Origin of the sequence: Paraburkholderia fungorum (assembly GCF_902833645.1) — a bacterium.
Taxonomy (GTDB): domain Bacteria; phylum Pseudomonadota; class Gammaproteobacteria; order Burkholderiales; family Burkholderiaceae; genus Paraburkholderia; species Paraburkholderia fungorum.
Window position 1 is genome coordinate 404,275 of the sequence record NZ_CADFGE010000007.1, and the last position, 20,737, is coordinate 425,011.

Annotated in this window: 22 protein-coding genes and 1 tRNA gene; all 23 read left to right on the plus strand. The window is 60.0% G+C overall.

Translation table 11 applies throughout. The features are described from left to right. The first annotated feature begins 155 nt into the window (after window positions 1-155). The 23 genes from HWX91_RS23080 (at window position 156) to HWX91_RS23185 (ending at window position 20,695) form a co-directional block, all read left to right on the plus strand. Window positions 156-1,172: an NAD(P)H-quinone oxidoreductase gene (locus HWX91_RS23080; RefSeq protein WP_025496079.1), complete on the plus strand. Its 1,017-nt coding sequence runs from the start codon at window positions 156-158 to the stop codon at window positions 1,170-1,172. A 128-nt stretch (window positions 1,173-1,300) separates the two neighbouring features. Further along, entirely contained in the window at window positions 1,301-2,080 is a 780-nt protein-coding gene (gene tpiA, locus HWX91_RS23085) for a triose-phosphate isomerase (RefSeq protein ID WP_025496078.1), read from the plus strand. A gap of 82 nt (window positions 2,081-2,162) precedes the next feature. After that, window positions 2,163-2,540, plus strand: coding sequence for a preprotein translocase subunit SecG (gene secG, locus HWX91_RS23090; protein ID WP_025496077.1), 378 nt, complete (start codon window positions 2,163-2,165; stop codon window positions 2,538-2,540). Window positions 2,541-2,653: 113 nt separating this feature from the next. Then, a tRNA-Leu gene (locus tag HWX91_RS23095) sits at window positions 2,654-2,738 on the plus strand. 157 nt (window positions 2,739-2,895) lie between these two features. Then, a complete protein-coding gene (locus tag HWX91_RS23100) occupies window positions 2,896-3,255 on the plus strand; it encodes an NADH-quinone oxidoreductase subunit A (RefSeq protein ID WP_025496704.1) in 360 nt (119 codons plus the stop codon). Between the two features lie 63 nt (window positions 3,256-3,318). Beyond that, on the plus strand, window positions 3,319-3,798 hold the full coding sequence (locus tag HWX91_RS23105) for a NuoB/complex I 20 kDa subunit family protein (protein WP_006052903.1): 480 nt from the start codon (window positions 3,319-3,321) through the stop codon (window positions 3,796-3,798). 21 nt (window positions 3,799-3,819) lie between these two features. Continuing rightward, window positions 3,820-4,422 (plus strand): NADH-quinone oxidoreductase subunit C, encoded by a 603-nt coding sequence (locus HWX91_RS23110; RefSeq protein ID WP_025496703.1) that lies wholly within the window; start codon window positions 3,820-3,822, stop codon window positions 4,420-4,422. A gap of 9 nt (window positions 4,423-4,431) precedes the next feature. Then, complete coding sequence (locus HWX91_RS23115) at window positions 4,432-5,685, plus strand: NADH-quinone oxidoreductase subunit D (RefSeq protein ID WP_025496702.1); 1,254 nt, start codon at window positions 4,432-4,434, stop codon at window positions 5,683-5,685. 131 nt (window positions 5,686-5,816) lie between these two features. After that, complete coding sequence (gene nuoE, locus HWX91_RS23120; RefSeq protein ID WP_007175612.1) at window positions 5,817-6,302, plus strand: NADH-quinone oxidoreductase subunit NuoE; 486 nt, start codon at window positions 5,817-5,819, stop codon at window positions 6,300-6,302. Further along, window positions 6,299-7,627, plus strand: coding sequence for an NADH-quinone oxidoreductase subunit NuoF (gene nuoF, locus HWX91_RS23125; protein ID WP_028196944.1), 1,329 nt, complete (start codon window positions 6,299-6,301; stop codon window positions 7,625-7,627). Before nuoE ends, nuoF begins: the two co-directional genes overlap by 4 nt. A 110-nt stretch (window positions 7,628-7,737) precedes the next feature. Beyond that, window positions 7,738-10,071: an NADH-quinone oxidoreductase subunit NuoG gene (gene nuoG / locus HWX91_RS23130; protein WP_028196945.1), complete on the plus strand. Its 2,334-nt coding sequence runs from the start codon at window positions 7,738-7,740 to the stop codon at window positions 10,069-10,071. Continuing rightward, complete coding sequence (gene nuoH / locus HWX91_RS23135; RefSeq protein WP_028196946.1) at window positions 10,072-11,136, plus strand: NADH-quinone oxidoreductase subunit NuoH; 1,065 nt, start codon at window positions 10,072-10,074, stop codon at window positions 11,134-11,136. A gap of 15 nt (window positions 11,137-11,151) precedes the next feature. Next, on the plus strand, window positions 11,152-11,640 hold the full coding sequence (gene nuoI / locus HWX91_RS23140) for an NADH-quinone oxidoreductase subunit NuoI (RefSeq protein ID WP_012401389.1): 489 nt from the start codon (window positions 11,152-11,154) through the stop codon (window positions 11,638-11,640). 181 nt (window positions 11,641-11,821) lie between these two features. After that, entirely contained in the window at window positions 11,822-12,511 is a 690-nt protein-coding gene (locus HWX91_RS23145; protein WP_028196947.1) for an NADH-quinone oxidoreductase subunit J, read from the plus strand. Window positions 12,512-12,531: 20 nt separating this feature from the next. Continuing rightward, entirely contained in the window at window positions 12,532-12,837 is a 306-nt protein-coding gene (nuoK, locus tag HWX91_RS23150; RefSeq protein ID WP_028196948.1) for an NADH-quinone oxidoreductase subunit NuoK, read from the plus strand. A 17-nt stretch (window positions 12,838-12,854) separates the two neighbouring features. Beyond that, complete coding sequence (gene nuoL, locus HWX91_RS23155) at window positions 12,855-14,933, plus strand: NADH-quinone oxidoreductase subunit L (RefSeq protein ID WP_028196949.1); 2,079 nt, start codon at window positions 12,855-12,857, stop codon at window positions 14,931-14,933. Window positions 14,934-14,947: 14 nt separating this feature from the next. After that, a complete protein-coding gene (locus HWX91_RS23160; RefSeq protein WP_028196950.1) occupies window positions 14,948-16,438 on the plus strand; it encodes an NADH-quinone oxidoreductase subunit M in 1,491 nt (496 codons plus the stop codon). A gap of 25 nt (window positions 16,439-16,463) precedes the next feature. Beyond that, entirely contained in the window at window positions 16,464-17,936 is a 1,473-nt protein-coding gene (nuoN, locus tag HWX91_RS23165; RefSeq protein WP_035520589.1) for an NADH-quinone oxidoreductase subunit NuoN, read from the plus strand. After that, window positions 17,936-18,232: a DUF2818 family protein gene (locus tag HWX91_RS23170; protein WP_028196952.1), complete on the plus strand. Its 297-nt coding sequence runs from the start codon at window positions 17,936-17,938 to the stop codon at window positions 18,230-18,232. Before nuoN ends, HWX91_RS23170 begins: the two co-directional genes overlap by 1 nt. Before the next feature lie 42 nt (window positions 18,233-18,274). Continuing rightward, a complete protein-coding gene (locus tag HWX91_RS23175) occupies window positions 18,275-18,859 on the plus strand; it encodes an NUDIX domain-containing protein (protein WP_028196953.1) in 585 nt (194 codons plus the stop codon). Between the two features lie 338 nt (window positions 18,860-19,197). Continuing rightward, entirely contained in the window at window positions 19,198-19,446 is a 249-nt protein-coding gene (locus tag HWX91_RS40870) for a hypothetical protein (protein WP_028196954.1), read from the plus strand. A gap of 47 nt (window positions 19,447-19,493) precedes the next feature. Then, window positions 19,494-20,018: a helix-turn-helix transcriptional regulator gene (locus HWX91_RS23180; protein ID WP_028196955.1), complete on the plus strand. Its 525-nt coding sequence runs from the start codon at window positions 19,494-19,496 to the stop codon at window positions 20,016-20,018. A 251-nt stretch (window positions 20,019-20,269) separates the two neighbouring features. Continuing rightward, on the plus strand, window positions 20,270-20,695 hold the full coding sequence (locus HWX91_RS23185; protein WP_028196956.1) for a DUF1178 family protein: 426 nt from the start codon (window positions 20,270-20,272) through the stop codon (window positions 20,693-20,695). Window positions 20,696-20,737: the final 42 nt, after the last annotated feature.

A 20,737-nucleotide genomic window follows, 5' to 3' on the forward strand; every position in this document is an offset into this window, starting at 1 on the left:
AGGGTGCAGGGTGGATTGCGTTGCCGGCAGGCACAAGCTGGCGCAGGCAGGTGCGAACCGGCGCAAACGGGTACTCTGTCTGGATGAGGCGTTTTGTCTCGATTCAGACGATTTCCGACGGTAGGCAACGCAATCCAATCTTGGAGTTGACGCAGATGAAAGCGATCGAAATCACCGAATTTGGTGCGCCGGAAGTGCTCAAGCTGGCGGAGCGGCCCATGCCGCAGCCGAAAGCGGGCGAGGTGCTGATCAAGGTGGCGGCATCGGGCATCAATCGCCCGGACGTGTTCCAGCGCAAAGGCGGCTATGCACCGCCGCCGGGCGCTTCGGACCTGCCGGGGCTGGAAGTGGCGGGGGAGATCGTCGGCGGTACCATCGACGAGAAGAACAATCCGTTCGGTCTGAAAGTGGGTGACCGCGTGTGCGCATTGCTTGCAGGCGGCGGCTACGCGGAATATGCGACCGCGCCGCTGTTGCAGTGCTTGCCGGTGCCCGCGGGCTTGTCGGATGTCGAAGCGGCTTCGCTGCCGGAAACATTCTTCACGGTGTGGAGCAATGTATTCGACCGTGCGCAGCTCGGCAAGGGCGAGGGCGCGCCGAACGAGACGCTGCTGGTGCAAGGCGGCTCGAGCGGCATTGGTGTGACGGCGATCCAGATCGCGCACGCACTGGGTTTTCGCGTGTTCGCCACGGCTGGATCGGACGAAAAGTGCCGCGCGTGCGAAGCGCTCGGCGCCGAGCGGGCGATCAACTACAAGACTGAGGATTTTGTCGAAGTCATCAAGTCGCTGACGAACGATCGCGGCGTCGACGTGATTCTCGATATGGTGGCGGGCAGCTACGTGCCCCGCGAGCTATCCGCGCTGGCCGACGGCGGCCGCATCGTGCTGATCGCTCTGCTGGGCGGTGCGAAAGCGGAACTGAATCTGAACGAAGTCCTGCGCCGCCGCTTGACGGTGACGGGGTCGACGTTGCGTCCGCGGCCGATCGAGTTCAAGGCGAAGATCGCGGCGCAATTGAAGGAGCACGTGTGGCCGCACCTCGAAGATGGCCGCATCAAGCCGGTGGTGCACAGAGTATTTCCGGCCGCGCGAGCCGCTGAAGCACACGCGCTGATGGAAAGCAGCACGCACGTCGGCAAGATCGTGCTGACTTGGGGTCAGGACGCTTGACACGGTCGGTTTGACCCGATCCACCCCACGCAGTAAAATTGCGCGTTTTGCGCACGCCGCATGAATCCGAAAGGCGGGCACAGGCGCAAACCAAGTCCGCCGCCAATACAAGACGAGACGACGAGACGATGTCGAAACAACGAGCCAAGCTGGTAGTCGGTAACTGGAAGATGCACGGGCGCCTCGCCGGGAACGCAACGCTGTTGCAGGCCGTGGCGCAGGGTGCGGGCGAATTGCCGGCTGATGTGCGCGTCGGTGTCTGTGTGCCGTGCCCTTATCTCACGCAGACTCAGTCGTTGCTGGAAGGCAGCAGGGTCGTGTGGGGCGTGCAGGACGTCTCCGCATTCACGCATGGGGCCTATACCGGCGAAGTGGCGGCGCAGATGGTGGTGGATTTTGGCGCCACACTTGCGATTGTTGGTCACTCGGAGCGCCGTGCTTACCATCGTGAAAGCTCGGACCTGGTGGCGGTGAAGACGCAACGTTCACTGGAGGCGGGTTTGACCCCGATCGTCTGTGTCGGTGAAACGCTCGAGGAGCGTGACGCCGGTTCGACGGAGCAGGTGGTCGGCGCGCAACTGGATGCGGTGTTGGCAACGCTGTCGGCGGACGATGCGGCACGGATCGTCGTCGCGTACGAGCCGGTCTGGGCAATTGGTACTGGCAAGAGCGCCACGTCGGCGCAGGCGCAGGCGGTGCATGCTTTCTTGCGGGCTCGTCTGGCCGCCAAGGGCGCGGCGGTGGCAGACGTACCGGTGTTGTATGGCGGCAGTGTGAAGCCGGAGAACGCGGAAGAACTGTTCCGCGAGCCGGATATCGACGGTGGCCTGATCGGCGGCGCGTCGTTGAAAGACCAGGATTTCCTGGCGATCTGCAAGGCGGCGGCCGCGACGAGCGTCGCCGGTTAAGCAGGGCGCCTTGGCGAGGATGACCCAATCCCGCGCGGCACAATTTGTGTGGCGCGGTTAAATAAAGACTCAGGTGAGTGTGATGCTGTATTTGAAAACATTGATTATCGTCGTTCAGCTGTTGTCGGCACTTGGGGTCATCGGCCTCGTCTTGCTGCAACACGGCAAAGGCGCCGATATGGGCGCTGCTTTCGGTAGCGGCGCATCGGGCAGTCTGTTCGGCGCGACCGGTTCGGCAAACTTTTTGTCGCGTACTACGGCCGTGCTTGCAGCCGTGTTTTTTGTAACGACATTGACGCTTACCTACCTTGGCGCGTATCGCGCAAAACCTTCGGCAGGCTTGCTGGGCACGGCTGTGACCGCTCCGGTTGCGGCGTCTGCAGCGTCTGCGCCGGCAGGTGGTTCGGCCGTCTTGCCGGCGTCGGCTGCGTCCGTCCCGGCGACCGATGTGCCGAAATAAATTTTTCGTTCAAAGTGCTTTTGTGCGTTGAACAAACTGTTTAGACCAGTTACAATCTAAGTCTTGAAGCGATTCGCGGGTTTTATAAGTTGTTTTCCCGGATTGCAATTAGTGCCGACGTGGTGAAATTGGTAGACACGCTATCTTGAGGGGGTAGTGGCGAAAGCTGTGCGAGTTCGAGTCTCGCCGTCGGCACCAAATGTTATCTAAATGCCAGCCGCTTGCTTCGCTTCGGCTGGCATTTTCACTTCTGACGCATGGCTTGCGTTGGGTGGCGTGTGCATTGCCGAAGTGATTTCGCGTCAAGAGTGCTATGCTCTTGGCGGCATTCAGAACCAACCGATAGAGGATAGTCTTGAACCTCGCAGCCTATTTCCCCGTCTTGTTGTTCCTTATTGTGGGCACCGGTTTAGGCGTAGCACTGGTCAGCATTGGCAAGATCCTCGGTCCCAACAAGCCCGATACCGAGAAAAACGCACCGTACGAGTGCGGCTTCGAAGCATTCGAAGATGCGCGCATGAAGTTCGATGTGCGTTACTACCTCGTCGCCATTCTCTTCATCATTTTCGACCTTGAAACCGCGTTCCTGTTTCCGTGGGGTGTGGCCCTGCGCGACATCGGCTGGACTGGCTTCATGGCGATGATGATTTTCCTGCTCGAATTCCTGCTGGGCTTTGCCTATATCTGGAAGAAGGGCGGCCTCGACTGGGAATGATGGATTAATCGCCGGTTTGCGTGGGTGGCCATGGCTTGCCGCCCCGTCTGGAGTGGAAAGCAAATGAGTATCGAAGGGGTCTTGAAGGAAGGGTTTGTCACCACCACGGCAGACAAACTGATCAACTGGACGCGCACCGGCTCGTTGTGGCCGATGACGTTCGGTCTCGCGTGCTGCGCGGTTGAGATGATGCATGCGGGCGCTGCCCGTTATGACCTTGACCGTTTCGGCGTGGTGTTTCGTCCGAGTCCGCGTCAGTCGGACGTGATGATCGTCGCCGGCACGCTGTGCAACAAGATGGCGCCGGCTTTGCGCAAGGTCTACGACCAGATGGCCGAGCCGCGCTGGGTGATTTCGATGGGCTCGTGCGCGAACGGCGGCGGCTACTACCATTATTCCTATTCGGTGGTGCGCGGCTGCGATCGGATCGTGCCGGTCGACGTCTATGTGCCGGGTTGCCCGCCTACGGCGGAAGCGCTGGTGTATGGCGTGATCCAGCTGCAGGCCAAGATCCGTCGCACCAACACAATCGCCCGTCAATAAGGCCAACGCCTCCCCCACAATATGGCAAGCAAACTCGAGACCCTGAAAGCGAACCTCGAGGCGGCCTTTGGCGGCCTCCTGTTGAGCACCACCGAGGCAATCGGTGAGTTGACGATCGTCGTGAAGGCGAGCGACTACATCAATGTGGCAACGCGTCTGCGCGACGACCGCTCGCTCGGTTTCGAGCAACTGGTCGATCTGTGTGGCGTCGACTATCAAACTTATGCCGACGGCGGCTATGACGGCCCGCGCTTCGCGGCCGTTCTGCATTTGTTGTCGGTGCAGAACAACTGGCGCCTGCGCTTGCGCGTATTCGCGCCGGACGACGAAGTGCCGATCCTCGCGTCAGTCGTCGATGTCTGGAACTCGGCCAACTGGTACGAGCGCGAAGCATTCGACCTGTACGGCATCGTCTTCGAAGGCCACCCGGACTTGCGCCGCATCCTGACCGACTACGGTTTCATTGGTCACCCGTTCCGTAAAGATTTCCCTGTCTCCGGCTATGTCGAAATGCGTTACGACCCGGAAGAGAAGCGCGTCGTCTATCAGCCTGTGACGATCGAGCCGCGGGAAATCACGCCGCGCGTGATCCGCGAGGATCGCTATGGCGGTCTGAAACACTAAGAGAACGCCATGGCAGAGATCAAGAACTACACGCTCAACTTCGGCCCTCAGCATCCGGCGGCACACGGTGTGTTGCGCCTCGTGCTCGAGCTCGACGGCGAAGTCATCCAGCGCGCCGATCCGCACATCGGTCTGCTGCATCGCGCGACCGAAAAGCTTGCGGAAACCAAAACCTTCATCCAGTCCGTGCCGTACATGGACCGTCTCGACTACGTGTCGATGATGGTCAACGAACACGGCTACGTGATGGCGATCGAAAAGCTGCTCGGCATTGAAGTGCCGGTGCGTGCGCAGTACATCCGCGTCATGTTCGACGAAATCACACGGGTGTTGAACCACCTGATGTGGATCGGCGCACACGCGCTGGACGTCGGCGCGATGGCGGTGTTTCTGTACGCATTCCGCGAACGCGAAGACCTGATGGACGTGTACGAAGCGGTGTCCGGCGCACGGATGCACGCAGCGTACTACCGTCCGGGTGGCGTGTATCGCGATCTGCCTGACGCCATGCCGCAATACAAGGCGTCGAAGATCCGCAATGCCAAGGCATTGTCGAAGATGAACGAGAACCGCCAGGGTTCGCTGCTCGACTTCATCGACGATTTCTTTACGCGTTTCCCGAAGTGTGTCGACGAATACGAAACGCTGCTGACCGACAACCGGATCTGGAAGCAACGTCTGGTTGGGATTGGCGTGGTCACGCCAGAGCGCGCGCTGAACCTCGGTATGACCGGCGCGATGCTGCGCGGCTCGGGTATCGAGTGGGATCTGCGCAAGAAGCAGCCGTACGAAGTGTACGACAAGCTCGATTTCGACATTCCGGTCGGCGTGAATGGCGACTGTTATGACCGGTACCTGGTGCGCGTCGAAGAAATGCGCCAATCCACGCGGATCGTGAAACAGTGCATTGAGTGGCTGCGTAAGAATCCCGGTCCGGTGATGGTCGACAATCACAAGGTTGCGCCGCCGTCGCGTGTCGGCATGAAGTCGAACATGGAAGATCTGATTCACCACTTTAAGCTCTTCACGGAAGGCTTCCATGTACCGGAAGGTGAGGCGTACGCCGCCGTCGAACATCCGAAGGGCGAGTTCGGTATCTACCTGATCTCGGACGGCGCGAACAAGCCGTATCGCCTGAAGATTCGCGCGCCGGGCTATGCACACCTGTCCACACTCGATGAAATGGCGCGCGGTCACATGATCGCCGACGCCGTGACGATCATCGGTACGCAGGACATCGTGTTCGGCGAAGTGGATCGCTAGGACGTAGTCATCCGCGCGCGTCTTCAGTCTGCACCGAAGCGCGCGTCAAGCAAAGGAACGCCGGGTCTGTCGCAACATGCAACGCGCGACAGGTTTTCGTTCGGTAGGAATTGAAAGAGTCGTGTCTGAAAATGATCTCAGCTGAAGGCCTGAAAGAAATCGATCGTGCGATCGCGAAGTATCCCGCCGATCAGAAACAGTCCGCCGTGATGTCGGCGCTGGCTACTGCTCAGGAAGAGCATGGCTGGCTGTCGCCCGAACTCATGCAGTTCGTCGCGGACTATCTCGGCATGCCGGCGGTCGCGGTGCAGGAGGTGGCTACCTTCTACACGATGTATGAGACCTCGCCGGTCGGCAAGTACAAGATCACGCTCTGCACGAACCTGCCGTGCCAGCTCGGCCCGGACGGCGGCTCGGACAGTGCCGCTGAATATCTGAAGCAGAAGCTCGGCATCGACTTCGGCGAAACCACCCCCGACGGTAAATTCACCCTGAAAGAAGGTGAGTGCATGGGTTCGTGCGGCGACGCACCGGTGATGCTGGTGAACAACCATCGCATGTGCAGCTTCATGAGCCGCGCGAAGATCGACCAGCTGCTCGAGGAACTTTCGAAATGACGTCTTTACACGATCGTCACATCAAACCGCTGATTCTCGCCGGCCTGAACGGCGACAACTGGCATCTCGAAGACTATGTGGCGCGCGGCGGTTACGCCCAGCTGCGCCGCATTCTGGAAGAAAAAATTCCGCCCGAGCAGGTGATTGCCGACGTCAAGGCGTCGGGTTTGCGCGGCCGTGGCGGTGCGGGTTTCCCGACCGGCCTGAAGTGGAGCTTCATGCCGCGTCAGTTCCCGGGTCAGAAATATCTCGTCTGCAATTCGGACGAAGGCGAGCCGGGCACGTTCAAGGATCGCGATATCCTTCGTTTCAACCCGCATTCGCTGATCGAGGGTATGGCCATCGGCGCGTACGCGATGGGCATTACGGTCGGCTACAACTACATCCACGGCGAAATCTGGGAAGTCTACAAGCGCTTCGAACAGGCGCTGGATGAAGCCCGCCGTGCCGGATTCCTCGGCGACAACATCATGGGTTCGGGCTTCTCGTTCGAGCTGCATGCGCACCACGGTTACGGCGCCTACATTTGCGGCGAAGAAACCGCGTTGCTCGAATCGCTCGAAGGCAAAAAAGGCCAGCCGCGCTTCAAGCCGCCGTTCCCGGCGAGCTTCGGCGTCTATGGAAAGCCGACCACGATCAACAACACCGAGACGTTTGCGGCGGTGCCATTCCTGCTTGCGATCGGTCCGCAGAATTACCTCGAGATCGGCAAGCCGAACAACGGCGGCACGAAGATTTTCTCGGTCGCAGGCGACGTCGAGCGTCCGGGCAACTATGAAGTTCCGCTCGGCACGCCGTTCGCGACGCTGATGGAACTCGCCGGCGGCATGCGTGGCGGCAAGAAGATCAAGGCCGTGATTCCTGGCGGCTCGTCGGCGCCGGTGATCCCGGGCGACATCATGATGCAGACCGACATGGACTACGACTCGATCGCCAAGGCTGGCTCGATGTTGGGCTCCGGCGCGGTCATCGTGATGGACGAGACGCGTTGCATGGTGCGCTCACTGCTGCGTCTGTCGTATTTCTATTATGAAGAGTCGTGCGGTCAGTGCACGCCGTGCCGCGAAGGTACCGGCTGGCTGTATCGCGTCGTGCATCGCATCGAACACGGGCAAGGCCGTCCGGAAGATCTGGATCTGCTGAACTCGGTTGCTGAAAACATCATGGGCCGCACGATTTGCGCGCTCGGCGATGCAGCGGCCATGCCGGTTCGCGGCATGCTCAAGCACTACTGGGACGAATTCGAATACCACGTCGCCCATAAGCATTGCCTCGTCGGCGGTCATGCCGGCGCGGCAGCGGCGTCAGAAACAGTGGCTGCCTGAGTACGCCGAATAGCGCACCAGAACACGTCAACCGCGGGATTCGTCGTCCGGAACGGGCGATGAACAGGGCGAACGATTGAGCGGTAACAGGTTAAGGAAGATTGACCATCATGGTTGAACTTGAAATAGACGGCAAGAAAGTAGAGGTGCCTGAAGGCAGCATGGTGATCCAGGCTGCGCATAAGGTCGACACGTACATTCCTCACTTCTGCTATCACAAGAAGCTGTCGATTGCGGCCAACTGCCGGATGTGTCTGGTCGATGTCGAAAAGATGCCGAAGGCAGTGCCCGCATGCGCCACGCCGGTCTCCGCCGGCATGATCGTGCGCACCAAGTCCGAGAAGGCGGTGAAGGGCCAGCAAGCCGTGATGGAATTCCTGCTGATCAACCACCCGCTGGATTGCCCGATCTGCGATCAGGGCGGCGAGTGTCAGTTGCAGGATCTGGCCGTGGGCTACGGTAAGTCGTCGTCGCGTTACAGCGAAGAAAAGCGCGTGGTGTTCCACAAGAACGTCGGCCCGCTGATCTCGATGGAAGAAATGTCGCGTTGCATTCACTGCACGCGTTGCGTCCGCTTCGGCCAGGAAGTCGCCGGCGTGATGGAACTCGGCATGCTGGGCCGCGGCGAGCATTCGGAAATCACGTCGTTCGTCGGCAAGACGGTCGACTCCGAACTGTCGGGCAATATGATCGATCTGTGCCCGGTCGGCGCGCTGACCAGCAAGCCGTTCCGCTACAGCGCCCGCACGTGGGAACTGTCGCGCCGCAAGTCGGTGAGCCCGCACGATTCCGTCGGCGCCAACCTTGTGGTGCAAGTCAAGAACAACCGCGTGATGCGTGTTCTGCCATTCGAAAACGAATCCATCAACGAGTGCTGGATTTCGGACAAGGACCGCTTCTCGTACGAAGCGCTGAATAGCCCGGAACGTCTCACGCAGCCAATGCTCAAGCAAGGCGGCAAGTGGGTCGAGACCGATTGGCAAACGGCGCTTGAATATGTGGTCAAGGGGCTGAAGGGCATCAAGGGCGACCATGGCGCGAGCGCGCTGGCCGCGCTCGGCAGCGCTCACAGCACCGTCGAAGAACTGTTCCTGTTGAAGCAGCTGGCGCAGGCGGTCGGTACGCCTAACGTCGACTTCCGTCTGCGTCAGTCGGATTTCTCAGCACCCGTCAACGGTGCACCGTGGCTTGGCACGGCGATCGCCGATCTGTCGAACCTGGATTCGGCGCTCGTGATCGGTTCGGACCTGCGCCGCGATCATCCGCTGTTCGCCGCGCGTCTGCGTCAGGCTGCCAAGAGCGGGACGAAGCTCACGCTCGTGCAGGCCACCAATGACGACGCGCTGATTCCGCAAGCGCAACGCGTGGTCGCCGCACCGTCCGCATGGCTCGATGCACTGGCCGGTATCGCCGGCGCGGTGTCGGAAGCGAATGGCGCGGCGCTGCCGGAAGCCTTCGCTGGCACGCAACCTACGGACGCCGACAAGCAAGTCGCGAAGTCGCTCGCTACCGGCGAACATCGCGTGGTGTTGCTCGGCAACGCCGCGGTTCGTCATCCGGACTTCGCCGCGATTCACGCCGCAGCGCAATGGATCGCAGACGCGACCGGCGCTACGCTGGGTTTCCTCACGGAAGCCGCTAACACGGTCGGCGCGCATCTCGTGAACGCATTGCCGGGTGAGGGTGGTCTGAACGCCCGCGAAGTGTTCGAGCAACCGCGCAAGGGTTATGTGCTGTTGAACGTCGAACCCGAGTTCGACACGGCCAATCCGGTGCAGGCTTTGGCCGCGCTGAAGCAGGCTGAAATGGTCGTCGTGATGTCGCCGTTCCAGATTGGCGCCGAGTACGCTGACGTGCTGCTGCCGATCGCGCCGTTCACGGAAACGGCCGGCACGTTCGTCAACGCCGAAGGTACCGTGCAGACGTTCAACGGCGTCGTGCGTCCGCTTGGCGATACGCGTCCGGCGTGGAAGGTCTTGCGCGTGTTGGGCAGCCTGCTGGGCGTCCCGGGTTTCGAATTCGATACATCGGAAGAAGTGCGCACGGCAGCCCTCGGCGACGGCGAGATCAAGTCGCGTCTGTCGAACAAGACGGGCGTCACGGTAGCACGCGGCAACGCAGCGAAAGCAACGGAAGGCAAGTTCGAGCGTATCGCCGATGTGCCGATCTACCACGCCGACGCGCTTGTGCGTCGCGCCGAGTCGTTGCATCTGACGGCGGCGGCGCGCGCTGCAAACTCGGTCGGCCTGCCGGCCGCGCTGTTCGACAAACTGGGTTTGAAGGAAGGCGACGCAGTGCGCGTGCGCCAGGGCGAGCAATCGGTGCAGTTGCCGGCCGTGCGCGACGCAAATCTTGCGGAGACGGTCGTCCGCGTATCGGCGGCTACGCCTGCCGGTGCAGCGCTGGGCAGCCTGTTCGGTGAACTGGTGGTGGAGAAGGCGTAAATGAGCTTGTTCGATACGATCAACTCGGGCGGCACCCAGCTTCTCGGTGTGGCATGGCCCACGGTGTGGGCACTGGTGCGCATCCTGGTGGTGGCCGTTGTGATCCTGCTGTGCGTGGCTTACCTGATTCTCTGGGAACGTAAGCTGATCGGCTGGATGCACGTGCGTCTCGGCCCGAACCGCGTCGGCCCCGCAGGCTTGCTGCAGCCGATCGCCGACGTGCTGAAGCTGTTGCTGAAAGAAGTGATTCAGCCGGCCCAGGCGAGCCGCTGGATTTACATGATCGCGCCGATCATGGTGGTGGTGCCGGCCTTCGCGGTCTGGGCGGTGATTCCGTTCCAGGCCGGTGCGGTTCTCGGCGACATCAACGCCGGTCTGCTTTACGCAATGGCGATCTCGTCCATCGGCGTGTACGGCGTGATTCTGGCGGGCTGGGCGTCGAACTCGAAGTACGCATTCCTCGGCGCCATGCGCGCGGCCGCTCAAATGGTTTCGTACGAAATTTCGATGGGCTTCGCCCTCGTCGTCGTGCTGATGACGTCGGGCAGTCTGAATCTGTCGGACATCGTCGGTTCGCAGGAACGCGGCATTTTCGCCGGTTACGGCCTGAACTTCCTGTCGTGGAACTGGCTGCCGCTCCTGCCTATGTTCGTCGTGTACTTCATCTCGGGCATCGCCGAAACGAACCGTCACCCGTTCGACGTGGTGGAAGGCGAGTCGGAAATCGTCGCGGGTCACATGATCGATTACTCGGGGATGGCGTTCGCGCTGTTCTTCCTCGCCGAGTACATCAACATGATCGTGATCTCGGCATTGGCTGCAACGCTGTTCCTCGGCGGCTGGAGCGCACCGTTCGGCTTCCTGTCGTTTATCCCGGGCATCGTTTGGCTCGTCGGCAAGGTTTTCTTCCTGTTGTCGGTATTCATCTGGGCGCGTGCCACGTTCCCGCGCTACCGCTATGACCAGATCATGCGTCTGGGCTGGAAGGTTTTCATTCCGGTTTGCGTGGTGTGGCTCATCGTGGTCGGCTTCTGGATCATGTCGCCGTTGAATATCTGGAAATAAAGGGCGGATGAACCCATGACCGCAATCCAAAACTTTTTCAAGACCTTCTTCCTGACGGAACTGCTTAAAGGCCTCGCGCTGACCGGACGTTACACGTTCCAGCGCAAGATCACAGTGCAGTTCCCGGAAGAGAAGACGCCGATTTCACCGCGTTTCCGCGGCCTGCATGCGCTGCGCCGCTATGAAAACGGCGAAGAACGCTGCATCGCCTGCAAGCTGTGCGAAGCGGTGTGCCCGGCGCTCGCCATTACGATCGAATCGGAAACCCGTGCGGACAACACGCGCCGCACGACGCGTTACGACATCGACCTGACCAAGTGCATCTTCTGCGGTTTCTGCGAAGAGAGCTGCCCGGTCGATTCGATTGTCGAGACGCACATTCTCGAATATCACGGCGAAAAACGTGGCGACCTGTATTTCACGAAGGACATGCTGCTGGCCGTTGGCGATCGTTACGAAGCAGAGATCGCCGCGAACAAGGCAGCCGATGCACCGTATCGTTGAAGCGCTTCTTCTGTTGAAGCAGTAAATGCAGCAGTAACACGGCCTGTTGTCGGGCCGAGCGCCGCGGTTTGACCGCCGCGGCACGGCGCACCTGTGCGGCAGTTCTGGCGGTTCGGCCGCTTTTACCCGCCACGTGCCAAAGAACAATGCCTGACGATGGCCTAACGATGAACCGGTAATCATGGAATTCACGACCGTACTGTTCTACATCTTCGCGCTGCTCCTGGTGGTTTCAGGGCTGAAGGTGATCACCTCGCGCAACCCGGTTTCGTCCGCACTGTTTCTGGTGCTGGCGTTCTTCAATGCAGCCGCGATCTGGATGCTGCTGCAGGCCGAGTTCCTCGCGATCCTGCTGGTGCTGGTGTATGTCGGCGCGGTGATGGTGCTGTTCCTGTTCGTCGTGATGATGCTGGACATCAACATCGACGTGCTGCGAAAAGACTTCAAACGCTTCGTGCCAATGGCCACGCTGGTGGGCGCGATCATCGTGATCGAGACCGCACTGATTCTGTGGCACGGTTACGGCGCGACCGCTACGGCGCTGCGCGACACCACGGCTGCCGCGAATGGCATGGGCGACTGGTCGAACACTCGCCTGATCGGCAAGGTCATCTACACCGACTACATCTTCGCGTTCGAAGTCGCCGGCCTCGTGTTGCTGGTGGCGATCATCGCGGCGATCGCGCTGACTACGAGTCACAAGAAAGACAGCAAGCGCCAGAACGTCAGCGAGCAGGTCAAGGTGCGTGCTCAGGACCGCGTGCGCGTCGTGAAGATGGCATCTGAAAAGACCGCGGCAACAGTCGCGGCGGAAGAAGCCGCCGCAGCGGCAGCAGCGGCGGCCGACTCGGCACCCGCTAAAAACAGCTGAGCGGACAGGAGATAGAAATCATGTTGACCCTTGCTCATTACCTTGTCCTCGGCGCGATCCTGTTTGCGATCAGCGTGGTGGGCATTTTCCTGAACCGTCGCAACGTCATCATCATCCTGATGGCGATCGAGCTGATGCTGCTGGCGGTGAACACCAATTTCGTCGCGTTTTCGCACTACCTCGGCGACATCCATGGCCAGATCTTCGTCTTCTTCGTGCTGACGGTTGCAGCAGCGGAAGCAGCGATCGGCCTGGCGATTCTGGTGACCCTGTTCCGTAGCCTCGACACGATCAATGTCGAGGATCTCGATCAGCTCAAAGGTTAATTTCAGGTAAAGCGGTTATGTCAACGATACTCAATGAAAACCTGCTGCTGGCGATCCCGCTGGCACCGCTGGCCGGCTCCCTGATTGCGGGGCTGTTCGGGAAAGCGGTAGGGCGAGCCGGTGCGCACTCGGTTACGATCCTCGGCGTCGCGATCTCGTTCATCCTTTCGGCTGTCGTCTTCTTCCAGGTGATGGACGGCGCGAGCTTCAATGCGACCGTCTATAACTGGATGCAGATCGGCCAGACCAAGTTCGAGATCGGCTTCCTGGTCGACTCGCTGACGGCAATGATGATGTGTGTGGTGACCTTCGTGTCGCTCATGGTGCACATCTACACGATCGGCTACATGGCCGACGACGACGGCTACCAGCGTTTCTTCTCCTACATCTCGCTGTTCACGTTCTCGATGTTGATGCTCGTGATGAGCAACAACTTCCTGCAACTGTTCTTCGGCTGGGAAGCAGTGGGTCTGGTTTCGTACCTGCTGATCGGCTTCTACTTCACGCGCCCGACCGCGATCTACGCCAACATGAAGGCGTTCATCGTGAACCGCGTCGGCGACTTCGGTTTCCTGCTCGGTATCGGCCTGCTGTTCGCGTTCGCCGGTTCGATGAACTACGGCGATGTATTCGCGAAGCGTACTGAACTCGCGGCATTGAGCTTCCCGGGTACCGACTGGGGTCTGCTGACGGTGGCCTGCATCTGTCTGTTCATCGGCGCGATGGGTAAGTCGGCGCAATTCCCGCTGCACGTGTGGCTGCCGGATTCGATGGAAGGCCCGACGCCGATCTCCGCGCTGATTCACGCGGCTACCATGGTGACGGCCGGTATCTTCATGGTCACGCGCATGTCGCCGCTGTTCGAGTTGTCGGATACGGCGCTGTCGTTCGTCATGATCATCGGCGCAATCACTGCGTTGTTCATGGGTTTTCTCGGGATCATCCAGAACGACATCAAGCGCGTGGTCGCTTACTCCACGCTGTCGCAGCTCGGCTACATGACGGTCGCGCTGGGCGCATCGGCTTACTCGGTCGCGGTGTTCCACCTGATGACGCACGCGTTCTTCAAGGCGCTGCTGTTCCTCGGCGCGGGTTCCGTGATTATCGGCATGCACCACGATCAGGACATCCGCAACATGGGCGGCCTGCGCAAGTACATGCCGATCACCTGGATCACGTCGCTGGTCGGTTCGCTGGCGCTGATCGGTACGCCGTTCTTCTCAGGCTTCTACTCGAAAGACTCGATCATCGACGCAGTGAAGCTGTCGCATCTGCCGGGGTCGGGCTTCGCCTACTTCGCGGTCGTGGCGAGCGTGTTCGTCACGGCGCTGTACTCGTTCCGTATGTACTTCCTGGTGTTCCACGGCAAGGAGCGCTTCCGCGGTCCGAAGCATCCGGAATCGCCGATGGGTATCGAAGCGGCCGCGCATGCGCATGACGCTCACGGCCATGATGCACACGGGCACGGCCACGGCCACGGCCACGACGACCACGCGCACGAGCCACATGAAACGCCGTGGGTGGTGTGGGTGCCGCTGGTGTTGCTGGCAATTCCGTCGATCGTGATTGGTGCGATCGGTGTGGGCCCGATGCTGTTTGGCGACTTCTTCCAGCACGGTGTGGCGTTCGACAAGGTGATTTTCATCGGCGAAAACCATCCGGCGCTGCATGAAATGGCGGAGGAATTCCAGGGCTGGGCTTCGATGGGCCTGCATTCGGTTTCGGGCTTGCCGGTGTGGCTGGCACTCGCGGGTGTGGTGGTCGCGTGGTTCCTGTACCTGGTTCGTCCTGATCTGCCGGCTGTCATCAAGCGCGCGTTCGGTCCGATCTACACGCTGCTCGATAACAAGTACTACATGGACAAGATCAACGAAGTCGTGTTTGCGCGGGGCGCTGTGGCAATTGGCCGTGGTCTCTGGAAGGAAGGCGACGTCGTGGTTATCGACGGTATCGTCAACGGCAGCGCACGCTTTATCGGCTGGTTCGCCGGCGTGATCCGCTTCCTCCAATCCGGCTACATCTACCACTACGCGTTTGCCATGATTATCGGCATGTTGGGGCTCCTGACCCTGTTTGTAACGCTCGGCGGCAAATAAGGCGAGGGACACTAATGCACGCTTATCCGATTCTCAGTATCGCGATCTGGTTACCGATCCTCGTAGGTCTGCTGGTCCTTGCCATTGGCTCCGACCGGAATCCGGCTCCGGCGCGCTGGATTGCGCTGATTGGCTCGGTCGTCAGTTTCCTAGTGACGATCCCGCTGATTACCGGCTTTGATTCGAGCACCGCCGATCTGCAGTTCGTCGAAAAGGCGAACTGGATCGAGCGCTTCAATATTACGTACCACCTGGGTGTCGACGGCATCTCGATGTGGTTCGTCGTGTTGACCGCATTGATTACGGTGATCGTCGTGATCGCCGCGTGGGAAGTCATCACGAAGAACGTCGCTCAGTACCTCGCTGCGTTCCTGATCCTGTCCGGCATCATGGTCGGCGTGTTCAGCTCGGCCGACGGCATGCTGTTCTACGTGTTCTTCGAAGCGACGCTGATTCCGATGTACATCATCATCGGCGTGTGGGGCGGCGCGAACCGCGTGTACGCGGCGTTCAAGTTCTTCCTGTACACGCTGATGGGTTCGCTGTTGATGCTGGTTGCGCTGCTGTACCTGTACATCCAGACCGGCACGTTCGATCTGGCCACATGGCAGAACGCGCAGATCGGCATGACCCCGCAGATATTGTTGTTTATAGCGTTCTTCATGGCCTTCGCCGTGAAGGTGCCGATGTGGCCGGTTCACACGTGGTTGCCTGACGCCCACGTGGAAGCGCCGACCGGCGGCTCGGTCGTGCTGGCCGCGATCATGCTGAAGCTGGGCGCCTACGGTTTCCTGCGCTTCTCTCTGCCGATCACGCCGGACGCAAGCCATTTCCTCGCACCGGTCGTCATCACGCTGTCGCTGATCGCTGTGATTTACATCGGTCTGGTCGCGATGGTGCAAGCCGACATGAAGAAGCTGGTCGCGTATTCGTCGATCGCGCACATGGGTTTCGTGACGCTGGGTTTCTTTATCTTCAATCAGCTCGGCGTGGAAGGCGCGATCGTGCAGATGATCTCGCACGGCTTCGTGTCGGGCGCGATGTTCCTGAGCATCGGCGTGCTGTACGACCGTATGCACTCGCGTCAGATCGCCGATTACGGCGGTGTCGTGAACGTGATGCCGAAGTTCGCGGCGTTCGTGATGCTGTTCTCGATGGCCAACTGCGGCCTGCCGGGTACGTCCGGTTTCGTCGGCGAGTTCATGGTGATTCTGGCTGCTGTCCAGTACAACTTCTGGATCGCGGGCGGTGCGGCTGTCACGCTGATCCTCGGCGCGGCCTACACGCTGTGGATGTACAAGCGCGTGTACTTCGGCGCGATCGCCAACGATCACGTGAAGGGCCTCGTCGACATCAACCGCCGCGAGTTTTTCATGCTGGCAGTGCTCGCAGCACTGACGCTGTTCATGGGCCTGTATCCGAAGCCCTTTACCGATGTGATGCACGTATCCGTGGAAAACCTCCTCTCCCACGTCGCGCAGTCCAAGCTGCCGTTGCCACAGTAATGCAGAGCGGAGGAATTTAAAGATCATGCAAAACGCCCCTATGACTGCCCTGTTACCCGACGCACTGGTGATGCTCGCCGTTGTCGTTGCGTGGCTCAACGACACGTTCGTCGGCCAGGCTGGTCGCCGCACCACGTATTTCATCGCGTTCTTCTCGACGCTGATTTCCGGCATCTGGTTCGCGGTGAACGCGTTCGATCCGCAGGTGCACTACTTCTTTGGTCACATGTACGTGGTGGATTCGTTCGCCAGTGTGATGAAGGCAGTGGTCACGCTCGGTTATGCCGTGTCGATCGTCTATTCGCGCCGGTATCTGGAGGATCGCGGGCTGTTCCGCGGCGAGTTTTTCCTGTTGGGCATGTTCTCGTTGCTCGGCCAGCTCGTGATGATCTCCGGCAACAACTTCCTGACGCTGTATCTCGGTCTGGAACTGATGTCGCTGTCGCTGTACGGCGCGATCGCCCTGCGTCGTGATGCGGCGCCTTCGAACGAAGCGGCGATGAAGTACTACGTGCTCGGCGCGTTGGCTTCCGGCTTCCTGTTGTACGGTATTTCCATGCTGTACGGTGCAACCGGCTCGCTTGATCTGAACGAGGTGTTCAAGGCGATCGGCACGAGCCACTACGATCCGAGCGTGTTGCTGTTCGGCGTGATCTTCATCGTGGCGGGCGTGGCGTTCAAGATGGGCGCGGTGCCGTTCCACATGTGGGTGCCTGACGTGTATCAGGGCGCTCCGACGGCGATGACGCTGATGGTGGGTGGTGGTCCGAAGGTGGCTGCGTTCGCTTGGGGCCTGCGCTTCCTCGTGATGGGTCTGCTGCCGCTGGCTGTCGAATGGCAGCAGATGCTGGTGATTCTGGCCGCGCTGTCGTTGATCGTCGGCAACATCACCGGTATCGTGCAACGCAACGTCAAGCGCATGCTCGCGTATTCGGCGATCTCGAACATGGGCTTCGTGCTGCTTGGCCTGCTGGCCGGCGTGGTGGATCAGAAGACGACCGGCGCGGCCAATGCGTACGGCTCGGCGATGTACTACAGCATCGTCTACCTGATTACGACGATGGGCACCTTCGGCGTCATCATGCTGCTGGCTCGCCGCGATTTTGAGGCGGATACGCTCGAAGACTTCAAGGGTCTGAATCAGCGTAGCCCGGTGTTCGCGTTCGTCATGATGGTGATGATGTTCTCGCTCGCTGGCATCCCGCCCGCGGTCGGCTTCTACGCCAAGCTCGCGGTGCTGCAGGCAACCATGAATGCCGGCTTGACCTGGCTGACCGTGTTGGCCGTGATCACGTCGCTGTTCGGTGCGTTCTATTACCTGCGTATCGTCAAGCTGATGTACTTCGACGAACCGCAAGACAAGTCGCCGATCGTTGCCGATACCAGCACGCGTGCTTTGCTCGCACTCAATGGTGTTGCCGTACTGGTGCTCGGTATCGTGCCGGATCCGCTGCTGAAGGCCTGCCTGCAGGCTATCCAGCACACGCTGCTGCTCTGATGTCAGCTGCGGGTTGGTTTATCGTGTTGTTGGCGCTGGTCGGCGCCAACCTGCCGTTTCTGAACCAGCGTCTCTTCGCCGCCGTGCCGTTGAAAGCGGCGAAGAAAAGTGCCTGGATCCGGATTGCCGAACTGATCGTGCTGTACTTTGTGGTCGGTGCGTTCGGTTTTCTGCTGGAAGCGCGCGCGGGTAATCGCTTCGAACAGGGGTGGCAGTTCTACGCGATCACGTTCGCGTTGTTCATCGTGTTCGCTTTTCCCGGCTTTACCTTCCAGTATCTCGTCAAACGTCGCTGACGGTGTCTCGCCGTCGCGCCCCAAGCTGTCCTGAGGTCGCATATGGCTGAACTTCCCAATCACGATGCCGCGCTCACCGAGACCTGTCTCGAGAGCAAAACGATCCATCAAGGGCCGTTCCTGACACTCAAATGCGACACGGTCAGCTTGCCTGATGGGAAGCAGGCCACTCGCGAGTACGTTCAGCATCCGGGCGCCGTGATGGTGATTCCGCTATTCGACGACGGCCGCGTATTGCTGGAAAGCCAGTACCGCTATCCGATGGGTAAGGTCATGGTCGAGTATCCTGCGGGCAAGCTCGATCCGAACGAAGGCGCATTGGCTTGCGCGAAACGCGAGCTGCAGGAAGAGACCGGCTATACGGCGCGCGAGTATGTTTATTTGACGCGCATTCATCCCATCATTTCCTACTCGACCGAATTCATCGATATCTACCTGGCGCGTGGGTTGACTGCCGGCGAGCGCAAACTCGACGACGGTGAGTTTCTTGAACTGTTCACGGCAACTGTTGCCGATGTGTCCGAATGGGTGCGCACCGGCAAGATCACCGACGTGAAAACCGTCATCGGTACGTTCTGGCTGGAGAAGGTGCTGTCGGGTGTGTGGCCGATGGCCGCGCCGCAATAGCGAGCCCGGTTCAGAGCGCACGGCGGGCGCGAATCGCGCACCGTGCGGGCAATCTGCGAAAAGCCCCTGTTGGTCTATGACCGGCAGGGGCTTTGTCATTGCGGGTAGCGCATCGACTCGACGCATTGCATCCGTGTCAGAAGAAGGCTCTTGTCCTATGCCATCCGGCCGTCTCGCCCCACGGCAGTTGCCGTTCTAGTATCGACGTCTGGCAACCAGATTTGCCATCGTACTTATCCTGGATAGCGAAGAGTGTGCGATGGGCTGGATTGCGGACACATACGAGCATGGTTGTCATTTGACAACCATGCTCGTATGCACTAGATTGGAGGGTATAGATGGTTCGTGGAGTCCATTCCAAAAAAGAGATTGAGGCTGCGCTGGCTTATGCGGAAAGCCACGGCTGGCGTATCCGGGGCGGCGGCAAAGGTCATGCGTGGGGAAAGATGTACTGTCCATACAACGACGCGGAATGTCGTTGCGGTGAGCTCTGCATTTCGAGTGTGTGGAGTACGCCGAAGAATCCGGGCAATCACGCAAAGCATCTCAAACGCATCGTCGACAACTGCACGACGCACCGGCAATGAAAATGTTCGAGGGTAAGCCCGAGACGGAATGAAGGCAGGAGTAGCTTATGGAATATGTATTCACCTTGAAGTATCAGCTTGCTGTGCAAGATTGCGATCTTGACGAGATCGTCGAGCGCCTTGGCGAAGCCGGATGCGACGACGCTACGATCGGCGTTGGGCAACCGGGGCGTATTGCGCTGGTTTTTACCCGCGAAGGCACGTCGGCATTCGAGGCGCTTGTCAGCGCACTCCAGGATATCAAGCAGGCGGTGCCGTCGGCGCGCCTTGTCGAGGCGGGGCCGGATTTCGTCGGCCTCACGGATGTCGCTGAGGTAGCCGGCGTGTCGCGGCAAAACATGCGCAAGCTGATGTTGAGCCACGCACTCGACTTCCCGCCGCCCGTTCATGAGGGGAGCGCGTCGGTATGGCATCTGTCAGACATACTTGACTGGCTGAATGCGCGTGGTGGGTATGACATCAAGGCGGACATATTCGATGTCGCGAAATCGGCCAAGCAGATCAACCTCGCCAAAGAGGCGCTTCAACTCGAGCGGCGGCTCAACCGCCGGCTCGAATCCCTTGTGGCTTAAGAAGTGCGGGATGGAGGCAGCCTGAGCCCACGAGCGCCATACGATCAGTAAGTCCCGTCATCCATGGATTCAAGGTATGCCGCTCGCGGTTGAATCACCTTCGGCAGCCCGATGCGCAACGCGTTAAAATCGCCCACCACGTTCGATTTGTAGGCGACGCCTGGTGTCGACGCGTCGGCCGTAAAAATTTACGAACGATCGTTCACAAATTTCCATTTTGCGCTAAACTGGCACGCAAGCCCTGATTCCACATGAAGGTCCTCGATTTACAGTGTCCGCATGGCCATCGGTTCGAAGGCTGGTTTGCTTCGGCCGATGACTTCGAGTCGCAGCAGTCCCGCAAGCTCGTCGAATGTCCGATCTGCGGTGCGCATGAAGTGAGCCGGCTGCCGTCGGCGCCCCGGCTGAATCTGTCGGGTGCGACTGACACGAAAGTCCCTGCGGGCGCTGGGGAAATGCAGGCGCGCGTGATGCGCGCATTGCGCGAGGTACTGGAAAAGACGGAGAACGTGGGCGACCGCTTCGCCGAGGAAGCACGGCGCATTCACTACAACGAAGCGCCCGCACGCAATATTCGCGGTGTTACGACACCGGAAGACGCGAAAGCCTTGGTCGAAGAAGGCATCGAAGTGATGCCGCTGCTGGTCCCGGCTGCTTTGAAGGAACCGCTGCAATAGTGCAGTGGCTCTCTGGCAGCGGGCGGTTGCGGCCAGGAGACA

Bases quoted from the DNA above. Each gene is read 5' to 3' on its own strand.
- nuoN (WP_035520589.1), top strand. From the start codon at position 16,464: ATGCAAAACGCCCCTATGACTGCCCTGTTACCCGACGCACTGGTGATG.
- nuoG (WP_028196945.1), top strand. From the start codon at position 7,738: ATGGTTGAACTTGAAATAGACGGCAAGAAAGTAGAGGTGCCTGAAGGC.
- nuoK (WP_028196948.1), top strand. From the start codon at position 12,532: ATGTTGACCCTTGCTCATTACCTTGTCCTCGGCGCGATCCTGTTTGCG.
- secG (WP_025496077.1), top strand. From the start codon at position 2,163: ATGCTGTATTTGAAAACATTGATTATCGTCGTTCAGCTGTTGTCGGCA.
- HWX91_RS23080 (WP_025496079.1), top strand. From the start codon at position 156: ATGAAAGCGATCGAAATCACCGAATTTGGTGCGCCGGAAGTGCTCAAG.
- HWX91_RS23105 (WP_006052903.1), top strand. From the start codon at position 3,319: ATGAGTATCGAAGGGGTCTTGAAGGAAGGGTTTGTCACCACCACGGCA.
- HWX91_RS23175 (WP_028196953.1), top strand. From the start codon at position 18,275: ATGGCTGAACTTCCCAATCACGATGCCGCGCTCACCGAGACCTGTCTC.
- HWX91_RS23160 (WP_028196950.1), top strand. From the start codon at position 14,948: ATGCACGCTTATCCGATTCTCAGTATCGCGATCTGGTTACCGATCCTC.
- nuoL (WP_028196949.1), top strand. From the start codon at position 12,855: ATGTCAACGATACTCAATGAAAACCTGCTGCTGGCGATCCCGCTGGCA.
- HWX91_RS23185 (WP_028196956.1), top strand. From the start codon at position 20,270: ATGAAGGTCCTCGATTTACAGTGTCCGCATGGCCATCGGTTCGAAGGC.
- nuoH (WP_028196946.1), top strand. From the start codon at position 10,072: ATGAGCTTGTTCGATACGATCAACTCGGGCGGCACCCAGCTTCTCGGT.
- HWX91_RS23115 (WP_025496702.1), top strand. From the start codon at position 4,432: ATGGCAGAGATCAAGAACTACACGCTCAACTTCGGCCCTCAGCATCCG.
- HWX91_RS23180 (WP_028196955.1), top strand. From the start codon at position 19,494: ATGGAATATGTATTCACCTTGAAGTATCAGCTTGCTGTGCAAGATTGC.
- nuoI (WP_012401389.1), top strand. From the start codon at position 11,152: ATGACCGCAATCCAAAACTTTTTCAAGACCTTCTTCCTGACGGAACTG.
- HWX91_RS40870 (WP_028196954.1), top strand. From the start codon at position 19,198: ATGGTTCGTGGAGTCCATTCCAAAAAAGAGATTGAGGCTGCGCTGGCT.
- HWX91_RS23145 (WP_028196947.1), top strand. From the start codon at position 11,822: ATGGAATTCACGACCGTACTGTTCTACATCTTCGCGCTGCTCCTGGTG.
- nuoE (WP_007175612.1), top strand. From the start codon at position 5,817: ATGATCTCAGCTGAAGGCCTGAAAGAAATCGATCGTGCGATCGCGAAG.
- nuoF (WP_028196944.1), top strand. From the start codon at position 6,299: ATGACGTCTTTACACGATCGTCACATCAAACCGCTGATTCTCGCCGGC.
- HWX91_RS23170 (WP_028196952.1), top strand. From the start codon at position 17,936: ATGTCAGCTGCGGGTTGGTTTATCGTGTTGTTGGCGCTGGTCGGCGCC.
- tpiA (WP_025496078.1), top strand. From the start codon at position 1,301: ATGTCGAAACAACGAGCCAAGCTGGTAGTCGGTAACTGGAAGATGCAC.
- HWX91_RS23110 (WP_025496703.1), top strand. From the start codon at position 3,820: ATGGCAAGCAAACTCGAGACCCTGAAAGCGAACCTCGAGGCGGCCTTT.